This window comes from Sphingomonas sp. UNC305MFCol5.2 (assembly GCF_000712135.1).
Taxonomy (GTDB): domain Bacteria; phylum Pseudomonadota; class Alphaproteobacteria; order Sphingomonadales; family Sphingomonadaceae; genus Sphingomonas.
Genome location: NZ_JOOE01000004.1, coordinates 33963 through 48032 on the forward strand (window position 1 = coordinate 33963; position 14070 = coordinate 48032).

Below are 14070 nucleotides of genomic sequence, written 5' to 3' on the forward strand. Positions count from 1 at the left end.
CCCTATTCGCTCAGCAGTGCGTCGGCCTCGGTAGCGGACTCGTCATCGTCGCCGGAGCGGATGCTGACCGCGCGGGTGGTGGAGACCTGCATCGCGACATTGCCGAGCGTGCGGAAGATATCGGGGATCGTCTCGACTGCGACGAGCAGGCCCAGCGGCAGGATCGGCACGCCCATGGCGATGGCGATCGGCGCGATCGAGCTCACGAAGCTCACCGTGCCCGGCAGCCCCACCGCGCCCATCGTCGTGATCGCGCCCGCGGCAAGCCCTGCGGCGATTTGGCCCGGCCCGAGCGGGATGCCGAACCAGTGCGCGACATAGATCGCCACCGCGAAGTTCATCGCCGGGCCGGTCCAGCGGAAAATCGCGACGCCGATCGGCAGCGTCACGCCCGAATGCGCGACGGGCACGTCGAGCTTCTCGGTTGCCTTGAGCATCGCCGGCAGGCTCGCCAGCGACGATTGGGTGCTGAGCGCGACTGCCTGTGACGGACCGATCGCCCGGAGATAGCGGAGCAGCGATACTCGGCCGGCGATCCACGCGAACGGCGCCGAGAGCAGCCACAATACGATGCCGACGCCCGAGATCACCGCGACGTAATGGAGCAGCGCGCCGAACGCCGAGGTGCCTGCGCGCGCGCCGACGACATAGGCCAGTGCCCCCACGCCGATCGGCCCCAGCCACAGCACCCAATTGATCACGACGAGCATCGCATTGCCCAAAGCCTCGAAGAAACCGGTCAGGCGTTGGCGTTCCTCGGCGGGGAGGCGCGTGACCGCGAAGGCGAAGACGGTGGTGAACAGAATGAGCGGCAGGAAGGCGTCGCTTGCCGCCGACGTGACCGGATTCGACGGCACCATCGCGATGAGGAAGTCGGTGAAGGGCGGCACTTCGCCGATCTTAGGCGCTTCCTGCGCTAGCGCGCCCTTCAGCGCGGCGGCGGCGCCCGGATCGAGCGGCCAGAGATCGAGGAAGCCGAGCGTCAGCGCGCCTCCCAATGCCGAGGAAACCCAGAGCAGGACGATGAAGGTGACGAAGGCGCGCGTGGCGAGTTTGCTGGCCTTGGCGCGCTCCGCGGTGGCGGCGATTCCGGTGATCAGCAGCGATGTGACCAGGGGCACGATCGTCATCTGCAGCGCATGGAGCCAAATCGTGCCGATTGGCTGAACCCAGTCGGCGGCCTGAATCGCGATCGCGGGTGACGATTTGGCGACGAGCACGCCGATGACGAGCCCGGCGATCAGGGCCAGAAGGATGCGGGTAGGTTGCGACATGCTCGCCCTTTGTAGTTTTCGCCGCTATCTCTGCGGGCACGAAACGCCACAAGGGCGCGAACAGGCAGGGCATGGCAAGAAAATATTTCGGTACGGACGGAATTCGCGGGACGACCAACGTCTCGACGATGACTGCGGCGATGGCGATGAAGGTCGGGATGGCGGCCGGCGCGCACTTCGCGCGCGGCGATCATCGCCACCGCGTGGTGATCGGCAAGGACACGAGGCTGTCGGGCTATATGCTCGAGAACGCGATGGTGGCGGGGTTCACCAGCGTCGGCATGGACGTGGTGCTCGTGGGGCCGATGCCAACTCCGGCGGTGGCGCTGCTCACCCAGTCGATGCGCGCCGACATGGGCGTGATGATCTCGGCCAGCCACAATCCCTATGCCGATAACGGCATCAAGCTGTTCGGGCCCGATGGCTACAAGCTTTCCGACGAAGACGAGCTCGCGATCGAGGCGCTGATCGACGGCGACGTCCCGCTCGCCCCCGCAGCCAATATCGGTCGGGCGCGGCGCGTCGAGGATGCGCGTGGACGCTATATCCACGCCGCCAAATCGACCTTTCCAGAGGATCTCACGCTCGACGGGCTCAAGATCGTGGTCGATTGCGCCAATGGTGCCGCTTATCAGGTCGCTCCCTCGGCGCTCTGGGAGCTCGGCGCCGAAGTGATCGCGATCGGCGTCACGCCCAACGGCAAGAACATCAACGACGGCGTCGGCTCGACCGCGCCTGAGACTCTCTGCGAAACCGTCGTCGCCTCAGGCGCGCAGGTCGGCATCGCGCTCGATGGCGACGCCGACCGGCTGATCGTCGTCGACGAGACCGGTCGGGTGATCGACGGCGACCAATTGATGGCGCTGATCGCCAGCGGCTGGGCGCGGCAGGGCAGGCTCGCCGGCGGCGGGCTGGTGACGACGGTGATGTCCAATCTCGGGCTCGAGCGGCACCTCGCCGCGCAAGGGTTGGGAATGGTGCGGACCAGCGTCGGCGATCGCTACGTCCTCGAGAAGATGCGCAGCTCGGGCTATAATGTCGGCGGCGAGCAGAGCGGGCACATCATCCTCTCCGATTACGCCACCACCGGCGACGGGCTGGTCGCGGCGTTGCAGGTGCTCGCCGAACTGGTCCGCGCCGGCGCGCCGGCGAGCGAAGTGCTCCACCGTTTCGATCCGCTGCCGCAGATCCTCAAGAATGTCCGCTTCAAGGGCGGCAAGCCGCTCGACGATGCGCGGGTGAAGGACGCCATCGCCACCGCTGAAGCGGAACTCGATGGCAGTGGCCGACTCGTCATCCGTGCCTCGGGCACCGAACCGGTAATCCGGGTGATGGCCGAGGGCGACGATCGCGGTCAGGTCGAGGCGGTGGTCGACCGGGTGTGCGACGCGGTGCGCGAGGCGGCCGCCTGATGCTCGAGATGCGTCCCGATTGCGAGCGCTGCGGCACGGACCTCCCCGCCGACGATCCCGGTGCGTTCATCTGCTCGTTCGAATGCACCTTCTGCGCCGGATGCGCCGACGCTCTCGACGAAAACTGCCCCAATTGCGGCGGTGAATTGATGGACCGGCCGACGCGGACTGGTAAGGCGCTCGAACGCCACCCCGCCTCGGCGGAGCGCAAGTTCAAGGGATAGACCAGTGACGCCGCGTATCCTGATTATTGCTGGTTCCGATTCGGGTGGCGGCGCGGGCATCCAGGCCGATATCAAGACCGTCTCCATGCTCGGCGGCCACGCGATGACCGCGATCACTGCGATCACTGCGCAGAACACGCTCGGCGTCGGGGCCGTGCATCCGGTTCCCACCGACATGGTGATCGCGCAGATCGACTCGGTGGTGCGCGACATCGGAGTCGATGCGATCAAGATCGGCATGATCGGCTCGGCGCGCACGGCGCTGGCGCTTGCCGACAAGCTCGCCGAGCTGCCCGGGGTACCGGTGGTGTTCGATCCCGTCATGGTCGCGAGCAGCGGCGCGACGCTGGCGGACGACGCGACGGTCGCCGCGTTCGAGCGGCTGATGGGCTACGCGACGATCGTCACGCCCAATCTTCCTGAGCTCGAAGCGCTGGGCGGCGATCCCGCGGCCTTGGTAGCGGCGCATGGTTGCGCGGTGCTGGTCAAGGGCGGGCATGGGGATATGCCGCAAGTCACCGACCGGCTGCACTCGGCCAATCCCGACGATCCGCCCATGATCGAATGGAGCGATCCGCGGATCGAGAGCGAGGCGACGCACGGCACCGGTTGCACGCTTTCCTCGGCGATCGCCTGCGGCCTCGCGACCGAATGGGACCTGCCCGAAGCAGTCAATCGCGCGCGCCGTTTCGTCCGGATAGCGATGCGCGAGGCACCTGATCTGGGGCGCGGCCATGGCCCGATGGGGCAACAGGCAGTGCGGCTCGATCTCAACATGAGCTTCTTCGAGCCGATGCTGAACCAGGTGACGGTGCCCGCGCGCGACCTCGCCGCTTCCGAGCGCTTCTACCGCCTGCTGGGCCTTCGGCAGGTCGTTCGCGCCAGCCCGCGTTATGCCCGTTTCGAGACCGAGGGTGGCGCAACTTTCTCGGTCGCCACCGACAAGGATTACACCGCCCCGGTCGTCTATTTCGAATGCGGCGATCTCGACGTGACGGTCGCCTATCTCCAGCAACAAGGCTTCAAGTTCGAACAGGAGCCCAAGGACGAGCCCTGGGGCTGGCGCGAGGCGCGGCTGCGCGATCCGGCGGGCAATGCGGTCCGTCTCTATCAGGCTGGCGAGATGCGGCGCTTTCCGCCATGGCGGCTCGACGATGCCTGACCTGAAGTTCGAGCGCCGCTACAAGCGCCTGCACAACGGCCCAGTCGCCGGCGTCGACGAAGCCGGCCGCGGGCCGCTCGCCGGACCGGTGGTCGCCGCGGCGGTAGTGCTCGATCCCAAATGCATCCCAGAGGGCATCGACGATTCGAAGGTGCTCACCGCGGCAAAGCGCGCCGACCTGTGCGCGCGGCTGCTCGAATGCGCCAAAGTCGGCGTCGGGATCGCCTCGGTAGAGGAAATCGACACCCTCAACATCTTCTGGGCGACGATGCTGGCGATGACGCGCGCGGTCGACGCGCTCGGCTTCGTCCCCGCCTTCGTGCTGGTCGACGGCAATCGCTGCCCGGACTGGGCCCACCAAAGCCACGCCGTGGTCGGCGGCGATGCGCTCTGCCTGTCGATCGCCGCGGCGTCGATCGTCGCCAAGCACCGCCGTGATTGCATGATGCAGGAGCTCGATCTTCTCCACCCCGGTTATGGCTGGGCGAGCAACAAGGGCTATTCGGCCAAATTCCATCAGGAAGCGCTGCGTACGCTGGGACCGACTCCGCATCACCGCCGCAGCTTCGCGCCCGTTGCGCAGGCCGAACTCGATTTCGGTCCGGTGATCGCAGCGGAATGAACCGTGCTCCGGCGAAGGCCGGAGCTCTGGATGCGAGGGGGTATGTTCGGCCAAGGCTCCGGCCTCCGCCGGAGCACTGAAAGCGGAGTGCAACTAGCCCCGCATCAGCCGGTCCACCCGCGTCATCGCCAGTGCCGCCAGCAGCAGCGTCGCGGCCGCGAACGCCATCGTCCAGATCGGCTCGCCGGGGAAGAAGCGCTTCATGATCGATCCCATCGCGGTCGCGACCAGCAATTGCGGCACCACCACGAAGACGTTGAACAGCCCCATATAGATGCCGAGCTTCTTCTGCGGCAGGCTCGAGGCGAGGATCGCATAGGGCATTGCGAGGATCGACGCCCAGGCGATGCCGATCCCCACTTCGCTGAGCAGCAGCCAATGCCGGTCGGGCATCACGAAGAAGCTCGCATAGCCCGCCGCGCCGCACAGCAGCCCGACGATATGCGTCCGTGCCTGGCCGATCCGCGCGGCGAGGAAGGGCAGGAGCGTCAGCGCGGCGATCGCGGCGACGCCGTTATAGGTGGCGAACAGCGCATCGACCCAGTTCGCGCCCTTCTGATAAAGCGGGTCCGTGGCGTCGGCGGCACCGAAGAAGACCTGCGTCACGATCGGCGTGGTGTTGATCCACATGATGAACAAGGCCGACCAGCTGAAGAACTGCGCCACCGCCAGCCGCTTCATCAATACCGGCATGCCCGAAAAGTCGCCGACGATGCTGCTCAGCATGTTGGCGGGCGAACCGGCGCGGGCGAGCGCGATCGCCGCTGCGCTGGCGAGCCCGTAACCGAGCAACAGCGTGCCGAGCAGATAAACTTCCTTCTCGAGCCCCAGCTGCCCGACCTCCCAGATCACGAACATCCCGGCGGCGAGCCAGACGAGGCTGGTGGCGTAGCCGCGCGTCGCGAGAAGCGGAGCGGCCTGTTCGTCCACCCCCGCGGAGCCGTCGAATGCCGCCATGGCGTCGGGCGCATATTCGCGCGTCGTCACTACGGTCCACAGCACCGAAAGGAACAATGCGCCGCCGCCGAACCAGAAGGCATAGTGAACGGTATCCGGTATGCCGCCGCCCACGGCGAGGTTCGATATGCCGAGATGCTCGAGCGCCCAGGGGAAGATCGATCCGACCACTGCGCCTGCGCCGATGAACGCGGTCTGCACCGCATAGCCGGCGGCGTGCTGGTCCTTCCGCAGCATGTCGCCGACGAACGCGCGGAACGGCTCCATCGAGACGTTGAGCGAGGCGTCGAGCACCCACAGCATCACTGCGGCGAACAGTAAGGCGGGCGCCAGCGGCATCGCGAACAGCGACAGCGCGGCGAGCAAGGCGCCGGCAAAGAAATAGGGCCGCCGCCGGCCCAGCCGGCCGAGCCAGGTTCGGTCGCTCATATGCCCGATCACCGGCTGGACGAGCAGTCCGGTGAGCGGCGCGGCCACCCATAGCCATGGCAAATCGTCGATCTTCGCCCCGAACGTCTGGAAGATCCGGCTCATATTGGCGTTCTGCAGCGCGAAGCCGATCTGGATGCCGAAGAAGCCGAAACTGATGTTCCACAGGCCGGCAAAAGACTGGCGCGGCTTTTCGATCATTTGGTGCTCCAGAAATCTGAAATCGTCATCCCGGCCTTGTGCCGGGATCCACCGTGCCGCGACGGAAGAACAGGCGGCTCCAGCTTCTCGCCGAGCCGCTTGGTGGACCCCGGCACAAGGCCGGGGTGACGTAGGGCATTGAGTCTCAAGGAGGACTTAGCCCGCAGACCCGCAGGATTTCCGCACCACCAGCTTGGTCGGCAGCAGCGCCGACCCGACCGGTTGCTCGCGGATGCGGCCGATCAGTGTCTCAACCAGTTTGCGCCCGGCGGTGCGCGGGTCCTGCATCACGGTGGTGAGCGGGGGGCTGGCGGAGCTCGCGGCGGGAATGTCGTCGAAGCCGACCACTGCCACGTCCTCGGGCACGTTCAGTCCCGCAGCGGCCAGCGCGCGCATTGCGCCGATCGCGATCAGATCGCTGGCGGCAAGGATCGCGTCGAACTTCTCGCCGCTGGCGATCAGCGCGTTGGCGGCGGCGGCGCCCGATTCCTCCGTGGTGATCGCGTCGAACTGGAGCCTGGGCCGCGGGATCACGCCGCCTTGCTTGAGTGCCGCGACATGGCCGCGATAGCGATCGTGGAACTCGGGATAATGGCTCGATGCGCTGCCCAGGAAGGCGATGTTGCGCCGCCCGAGCGACAGCAGATGCTGGGTCGCGTCCCTGCCGCCGCCGCGATTGTCGCAGCCGACGGTCAGCCCCGAAGCTTCGGACTGGACCGATCCCCAGCGCACGAAATGTGTCCCGGCATCCTCGAGCGCGCGCAGCCGCGTCCGGTACAATTCGTAATCGCCATAGCCGAGCAGGATGATCCCGTCGGCCTTGCGCGAATCCTCGTAATCATTGTGCCAGTCGCTCGACAGCTGCTGGAAGCTGATCAGCAGGTCGTGATCGTGCTCGGCGCAGGCGCGGATGATCGATCCCAGCATCGAGTGGAAGAACGGATTGATCAGCGAATCGTCGGCGGTCGGGTCTTCGAAGAAAAGCAGTGCCAGCGTCTGCGAATGGCGCGTGCGCAGATTCGATGCGGCCTTGTCGACGCGGTAGTTGAGCTGCTTGGCGATCGATTCGATGCGCAGCCGCGTGACGGGGTTGACCCCCAGTTCGCCCCGCAAGGCACGCGAGACGGTCGGCTGCGAAACCCCCGCGAGCTGGGCGATGTCGAATGAAGTGGGTTTGCGTTGCATGCCCGGCGCTCCCTTCCCGCGCGCGGTCTTCGCGGCTTCGCATAATATGCAGACAGCGCAGATCGTCCGCCGCGTCAACGTCACAGGTGATGCAAATCCGTCACGCGGGGCATGGATCGCTATTGAATACGTATGTGAGCGGCTGGTCGAGCGCCCCCGTTTCGGAAGAAGTGCGCGTCGACGGCGGGCAGTTCCTTCGCTCGTCACATGTTGCGCATTCGAAATGAGCCGGCCGCAGAGCCGGAGCGACGCGCCGATTAGGGGAGACGGACTTTGATCAGCAAAACCCGGGGCCGGACGGCCACTCGTATCGCTCTTGGCACGAGCAGCCGGACACTTGCCGTGGCGCTCGCGCTTGCCGCCTTCGCCGCGCCCGCCGCCGCGCAGGAAACGCCGGTCGCCGAAGCCGATGCCCAGGACAGTCCCGACATCGTCGTCACCGGCTTCCGTGCCGCGCTCGAGAATGCCGTCGCCGAGAAGAAGTCGCGTGACCAGGTCGTCGAATCGATCTCGGCCGAGGACATCGGCAAGCTCCCCGACGCCTCGATCGCCGAATCTATCGCGCGCCTGCCGGGCCTGACTTCGCAACGCGTCTCGGGCCGTTCGAACGCGATCTCGATCCGCGGCTTCGCGCCTGATTTCTCGACTACTCTTCTCAACGGGCGCGAGCAGACCTCGACCGGCGACAATCGCGCGGTCGAATATGATCAATATCCGTCCGAGATCATGAGCCAGGTGCTCGTCTACAAGACACCGATGGCGTCGATCGTCGGGCAGGGGCTTTCGGGCACCGTCGACCTGCGCACCGTACGCCCACTCGATTATGGCCGGCGGACCTTCTCGGTCGGCGGCCGCGGCACCTATGTCGATCTCGGCAAGCTCAATCCGGAATCGAAGGAGTTCGGCTACCGGGTCAACGCGACTTATATCGACCAGTTCGCCAACGACACGCTCGGCATCGCGCTCTCGGCCTCGTATCTCGACGAGCCCTACCAGATCCAGGAGTTCAACGCCTGGGGCTATGCCGGCACCGGCGCGAACGGTTCGGCGCCCTATGTGATCGGTGGCTCCAAGTCCTATGTCACTTCGACGCAGTTAAAGCGGCTGGGCTTACAGGGTACGATCGAATGGCGCCCAGCGCCGGAGTTCACCACGAGCTTCGACGGCTTCTTTTCGGACTTCAAGGACGACCAGATCAAGCGCGGCGTCGAGCTTCCACTCTATTGGGGTGGATCGCCGCTCTCGAACGCGCAGACCGAGGGCAATCTCGTCCGCTCGGGCACCTTCTCGAATGTCGAGGGCGTGGTGCGCAACGACGCTTTTCAGCGGCATGCCAAGCTTTATTCGTTCGGCTGGAATGGCAAGTATGAGAGCGATGACGGCTGGAACGCGATGCTCGACATCAGCATGTCGAAGACCGATCGCAACGAACTGGTGCTCGAAAGCAATGCCGGCACGGCCCGCGGCCCAGGAACCGGCGCGACCGACACGATCGGCTTCATCAGCGGCGAGAACGCCACCACGTTTTCGCACAACCTAAACTACGGCGATTTCGGCACGATCCTGCTCACGAGTCCCTTGGGCTGGGGCGGTGATCAGACCGCGGTCGACGGCCGCCGGATCATCGGGGGGCAGGACGGCTATTACAACAACCGTATCATCGAGGACGAACTGTGGCAGTATCGCCTCCAGGTCGAGAAGGCGCTCGACGGCTTCCTCGGCGCAATCAAGTTCGGGCTCAACTACACCAACCGTTCGAAGAAGCTGACACCGGACGAGGCGTTCCTCGGCCTCGTCGCCAATACCGACGGCACCGTCAGCATTCCCGTCCCCGAGCAATATCGCCTGGGCACGGCGAACCAGGACTTTCTGGGCCTCGGCTCGGTGATCGCTTATGATCCGATCGCGCTGCTCGAGGGGGGCATCTATCAGAAGGTGCCCAACCCCTATGGCGACGTCGTGGTCAAGGCATACGACATCCGCGAGAAACTGATGACCGCCTATTGGCAGGCGGATATCGACGCCGAGCTCGGCGCATCGAAGCTGACAGGCAATTTCGGCGTCCAGGCGATCTTCACCGATCAGAATTCGCGCGGCGCCAGCGCGGTATTCCTCGGCACCAATCCCAACGGCTCGCCGAACGTCGGCGCCGCGGTCCGCGATGCGAGCACCGATTATGTCGACGTGCTGCCCAGCCTCAACCTGTCGCTACGCCTGCCGAGCGACTTCGTGATCCGCTTCAGTGCGGCGCGCGAGATCATCCGTCCGCGGATCGACGACATGCGCGCGACGATCAATTTCAATTACGCCATCATCACGCAGAATGGGCAGACCTATGCCTTCCCGAACGGCAATGGCGGCAACCCCGATCTGCGACCGTGGCGCGCGAATGCCGTCGACCTCACCTTCGAGAAGTATTTCGGCGGGCAGGGCTATGTGGCGGCGCAGTTCTTCTACAAGGACCTGAAGAGCTACATCTACAACCAGGACCAGATCGTTCCGACGAGCAGCCTCGCGCTGGCGCCGCCGGGCGGTGGGGCGATCATCGCGCCGATCGCGACGCTCAACGTGCCGATCAACGGCGAGGGCGGCACGCTCTACGGCGCGGAGCTGGCCGCGACCTTGCCCTTCGGCAGCGTGATCAGCGCACTCGACGGCTTCGGCGTGACCGGCGGTATTTCCTACACCAAGACCAAGATCGAGCCGACCCCCGGCGCCCCTGCCGAGGATATTCCCGGATATTCGAAGTGGGTCGCCAACGGCACCGCCTATTTCGAGAAATGGGGCTTCTCGGCGCGGGGCAGCGTTCGCTACCGCTCGAGCTTCATCGGCGAGGTTTCGGGCTTCGGCGCAGGCCGGGTTCGGCGGCGCGCCAGGGGCGAGACGATCGTCGACGCGCAGATCGGTTACGACTTTCAGGACGGATCGGCGCTCGACGGCCTTTCGCTGTTCGTTCAGGGACAGAACCTGACCGACGAACCGTTCGTCACCTATAATCCGGGCGAGCCGCTCCAGATCATCGACTATCAGACTTATGGCCGCCGCTTCCTCGCGGGTGCGAGCTTCAAGTTCTGATGATGGTTGGCGCCGCGCGGGCCCTCCCCGCGCGGCGCCTCTGCGGAAAGGTCGAGTAAGTGACCGTATCCCATATGATGCGACTCCACGCATTGTTGTTGTTTGGCGCGTCGGTACTCTCCGCGCCCGCAGCGGCGCAGAGCCTTCGCGATCGATTGCCCGAGGACGAGGTGCTGTACTTCCTCCTCCCCGACCGCTTCGAGAATGGCGACACCGCCAATGATCGCGGCGGGCTGAAGGGGGATCGGCTCGTCACCGGCTATGATCCGACGCACAAGGGATTCTTCCACGGCGGCGATCTCGTGGGGCTGACTCGCCGGCTCGATTATATCCAGGCGCTCGGCGCGACGGCGATCTGGGTCGGTCCGATCTTCAGGAACAAGCCCGTGCAGGGGCCGCCGGGGCAGGAATCGGCGGGCTATCACGGCTATTGGGTGACCGACTTCACGCGGGTCGATCCGCATTTCGGCACCAATGCCGAGTTCAAGGCGCTGGTCGATGCGGCGCATGCACGCGGCATCAAGGTCTATATGGACATCATCGCCAATCACACGGCGGACGTGATCCAGTATCGCGAGTGCGGCGGCTGCGAGTATCGCGGCCGAGCCGATTATCCGTACGGCCGCAAGGGCGGAGGGAAGGGCGAAGCGATCAATCCCGGCTTTGTGGGCGATCAGGCGCAGACGGCGGAGAACTTCGCGCGGCTAACGCGTCCCGATTATGCCTACACGCCGTTCGTGCCCGCGGCCGAGAAGGACGTGAAGCGACCTGCCTGGCTCAACGATCCGATCTATTATCACAATCGCGGCAACTCGACCTTCGCGGGCGAAAGCTCGCTGCTCGGCGATTTCGTCGGGCTGGACGATGTAATGACCGAGAATCCGCGAGTGATCGCGGGGATGGTCGAGATTTTCGGGGGCTGGATCGATCGCTTCGGGATCGACGGTTTTCGCATCGATACCGCGCGCCACGTGAACCCCGAATTCTGGGCGGCGTTCGTGCCCGCGATGCTCGAGCGTGCAAAGGCGAAGGGCATTCCCAACTTCCACATCTTCGGCGAGGTCGCCGATCCCGACACTTCGGCGCTGGCGCGGCACACCCGCGTAGACCGGCTGCCAGCAGTGCTCGACTTCGCCTTCGCACGCGCAGTCAATGCGGTCAGCGCCGGGGAGGCGGGGACCGATCGGCTCGCTACGGTGTTCGCCGCCGATCCGCTCTATGAAGGCGGCGAGGCCACCGCGCGGCGGCTCCCGACTTTCCTCGGCAACCACGATCAGGGCCGCGCCGCCTTCTTCATTCGCAAGGCCAATCCAAAGGCGAGCGCCGAGGAACTGCTCGCGCGCGACCGGCTCGCGCATGCGATGCTGCTGCTGCTGCGCGGGGTGCCGACGATCTATTCGGGTGACGAGCAGGGTTTCGTCGGGGACGGCGGCGATCAGGATGCGCGCGAGGACATGTTCGCCAGCCGGGTCGCAGTCTATAACGATAATCAGCTGCTCGGCACGAACAAGACGAATGCCACTGCGAACTTCGACACCGATCACCCGCTGTTCCGCGAGATCGCCACGCTCGCGAAGCTGCGCCGCGCGCACCCCGCGCTGACCCGCGGTCGCCAGCAGCTCCGCTTCGCCGGCGACAAGCCCGGGCTGTTCGCGGTGTCGCGCTTCGATCCGGTCGCAGGAAACGAATATCTGATCGCGTTCAATTCGAGCCCGCAGCCATGGACTGGCAATATCGAAGTCGAGACCGGATCGGCGGCCTTCACTGCCCTCGCCGGTACCTGCCCCGCCGGTGCCGCGGCGCCGGGCAGCATCGCCCTCTCTCTGCCCGCGTTCGGCTATGCCGTCTGCGCCGCCGGAAAGCCGCAATGAACGAACTGCTTGCCCAGCAACCCGAGGCCGATACCCGTGCGTGGTGGCGCGGATCGGTGATCTATCAGATCTATCCGCGCAGCTTCGCCGATTCGAACGGCGACGGCGTCGGCGATCTGGCGGGGATCACTGCGCATCTCGATCATGTCGCTTCGCTCGGTGTCGACGCGGTGTGGCTGTCGCCTTTCTTCACTTCGCCGATGCGCGATTTCGGCTACGATATCGCCGATTTCTGCGACGTCGATCCGATCTTCGGGGCGCTCGCCGATTTCGACGCGCTGATCGCGCGCGCGCATCAGCTCGGGCTGCGCGTGATCATCGACCAGGTCTATTCGCACAGCTCGGATCAGCATCCGTGGTTCAAGGAGAGCCGCGAGAGCCGGAGCAATCCCAGGGCCGACTGGTATGTCTGGGCCGATCCGAAGCCCGACGGCTCTCCTCCCAACAACTGGCAATCGGTGTTCGGCGGCCCGGCATGGACGTGGGACGCGCGGCGCGGCCAATATTATCTGCACAATTTCCTGCGTGAGCAGCCCGATCTCAATTTCCACAATCCGGCGGTGCAGGACGCCGCGCTGGCGATCGCGCGCTTCTGGTTCGAGCGCGGAGTCGACGGCTTCCGGCTCGATGCGATCAACTTCACGATGCACGATCCCGAACTGCGCGATAATCCGCCGGCGCCCGATACCGGCACGCCGCGCACCCGCTCGTTCGATTTCCAGCAGCATGTCTACAATCAGAGCCACACCGATATCCCGCGCTTCCTCGAGAAATTGCGCCGGCTCGCGGACAGCTTCGGTGGACGCTTCACGGTGGCGGAAGTCGGCGGGCCCGCGCCCGAGCCCGAGATGCACCTGTTCACCGAAGGCGAGACCCGGCTCAACAGCGCCTATGGCTTCAACTTCCTCTATGCCGATCGCCTGACGCCCGCGCTCGTCCGCGATGCAGTCGAGGGCTGGCCGCATGCCCCCGGCATCGGCTGGCCGAGCTGGGCGTTCGAGAATCATGATGCGCCGCGCGCGATCTCGCGCTGGATCGCGCCCGACCATCGCGACGCGTTCGCGCGGCTAAAGATGCTCCTGTTGCTCTCGCTGCGCGGTAATGCCTTTCTCTATTATGGCGAAGAGCTGGGGCTCACCCAGGTCGAGATCGGGTTCGAGCATCTCCGCGATCCGGAGGCGATTGCCAATTGGCCGCTGACATTGAGCCGCGACGGTGCCCGTACGCCGATGCCATGGCAGGCCGATGCCCCCCAGCTCGGCTTCACGGCGGGGCACCCGTGGCTGCCTGTCGGACCCGATCATGCCGCGCTGGCGGTGGACCGGCAGGAGGCGGATCCCGAATCGCTGCTCAATCTCACGCGGCGGTTGATCGCGCTGCGTCATTCGAATCCGGCGCTGATGACGGGGTCGATCACGATCCGGCAGGCCGAAGGCACCCTGTTGCTGTTCGAGCGCGAGGCCGAGGGGCAGACCCTGTTCTGCATGTTCAATCTCGGTGACACCGCGCTTCCAGCGCCTGCGCAGATGCGCGGCCGCCGGGTGATTCAAACCGTCAACGGCGCCACGGCCGATCTGCTGCCCCCTTTCGCCGGCCTGATCGCCGAATAGCGTTCGGGTTCCCGGACGACTATGCACGCTTCCGAAGACCGGAGGATT

At 65.6% G+C, this 14070-nt stretch carries 10 protein-coding genes; 7 read left to right on the top strand and 3 right to left on the bottom strand.

Annotated elements, in window-relative coordinates; translation table 11 throughout:
- Window positions 1–2 precede the first annotated feature (2 nt).
- Window positions 3–1274, bottom strand: coding sequence for a dicarboxylate/amino acid:cation symporter (locus BR78_RS0116195; protein WP_029937071.1), 1272 nt, complete (start codon window positions 1272–1274; stop codon window positions 3–5).
- 71 nt (window positions 1275–1345) lie between these two features.
- Here BR78_RS0116195 and glmM point away from each other — a divergent pair, with 71 nt between their 5' ends.
- The 4 genes from glmM to BR78_RS0116215 are packed head-to-tail and all read left to right on the top strand — an operon-like array spanning window position 1346 to window position 4694.
- The gene (gene glmM, locus BR78_RS0116200) at window positions 1346–2686 is read left to right on the top strand and encodes a phosphoglucosamine mutase (RefSeq protein WP_029937072.1); all 1341 of its coding nucleotides are present in this window, start codon (window positions 1346–1348) and stop codon (window positions 2684–2686) included.
- Window positions 2686–2910: a DUF1272 domain-containing protein gene (locus BR78_RS0116205; protein ID WP_029937073.1), complete on the top strand. Its 225-nt coding sequence runs from the start codon at window positions 2686–2688 to the stop codon at window positions 2908–2910. Before glmM ends, BR78_RS0116205 begins: the two co-directional genes overlap by 1 nt.
- 4 nt (window positions 2911–2914) lie before the next feature.
- A complete protein-coding gene (thiD, locus tag BR78_RS0116210) occupies window positions 2915–4072 on the top strand; it encodes a bifunctional hydroxymethylpyrimidine kinase/phosphomethylpyrimidine kinase (protein ID WP_029937074.1) in 1158 nt (385 codons plus the stop codon).
- Entirely contained in the window at window positions 4065–4694 is a 630-nt protein-coding gene (locus BR78_RS0116215) for a ribonuclease HII (protein ID WP_029937075.1), read from the top strand. Before thiD ends, BR78_RS0116215 begins: the two co-directional genes overlap by 8 nt.
- Before the next feature lie 93 nt (window positions 4695–4787).
- On the opposite strand, the gene BR78_RS0116220 is transcribed toward BR78_RS0116215, so the two are convergent.
- Entirely contained in the window at window positions 4788–6281 is a 1494-nt protein-coding gene (locus tag BR78_RS0116220; RefSeq protein ID WP_029937076.1) for an MFS transporter, read from the bottom strand.
- Window positions 6282–6437: 156 nt separating this feature from the next.
- On the bottom strand, window positions 6438–7466 hold the full coding sequence (locus BR78_RS0116225; RefSeq protein ID WP_029937077.1) for a LacI family DNA-binding transcriptional regulator: 1029 nt from the start codon (window positions 7464–7466) through the stop codon (window positions 6438–6440).
- Between the two features lie 342 nt (window positions 7467–7808).
- Here BR78_RS0116225 and BR78_RS0116230 point away from each other — a divergent pair, with 342 nt between their 5' ends.
- The 3 genes from BR78_RS0116230 to BR78_RS0116240 all read left to right on the top strand — a co-directional run bounded on the left by BR78_RS0116230 (window position 7809) and on the right by BR78_RS0116240 (window position 14022).
- On the top strand, window positions 7809–10541 hold the full coding sequence (locus BR78_RS0116230) for a TonB-dependent receptor (RefSeq protein WP_231478290.1): 2733 nt from the start codon (window positions 7809–7811) through the stop codon (window positions 10539–10541).
- A 74-nt stretch (window positions 10542–10615) separates the two neighbouring features.
- Complete coding sequence (locus BR78_RS0116235; RefSeq protein ID WP_029937079.1) at window positions 10616–12412, top strand: alpha-amylase family glycosyl hydrolase; 1797 nt, start codon at window positions 10616–10618, stop codon at window positions 12410–12412.
- Window positions 12409–14022, top strand: coding sequence for an alpha-amylase family glycosyl hydrolase (locus BR78_RS0116240; RefSeq protein ID WP_029937080.1), 1614 nt, complete (start codon window positions 12409–12411; stop codon window positions 14020–14022). Before BR78_RS0116235 ends, BR78_RS0116240 begins: the two co-directional genes overlap by 4 nt.
- The last annotated feature ends 48 nt before the right edge of the window (window positions 14023–14070 follow it).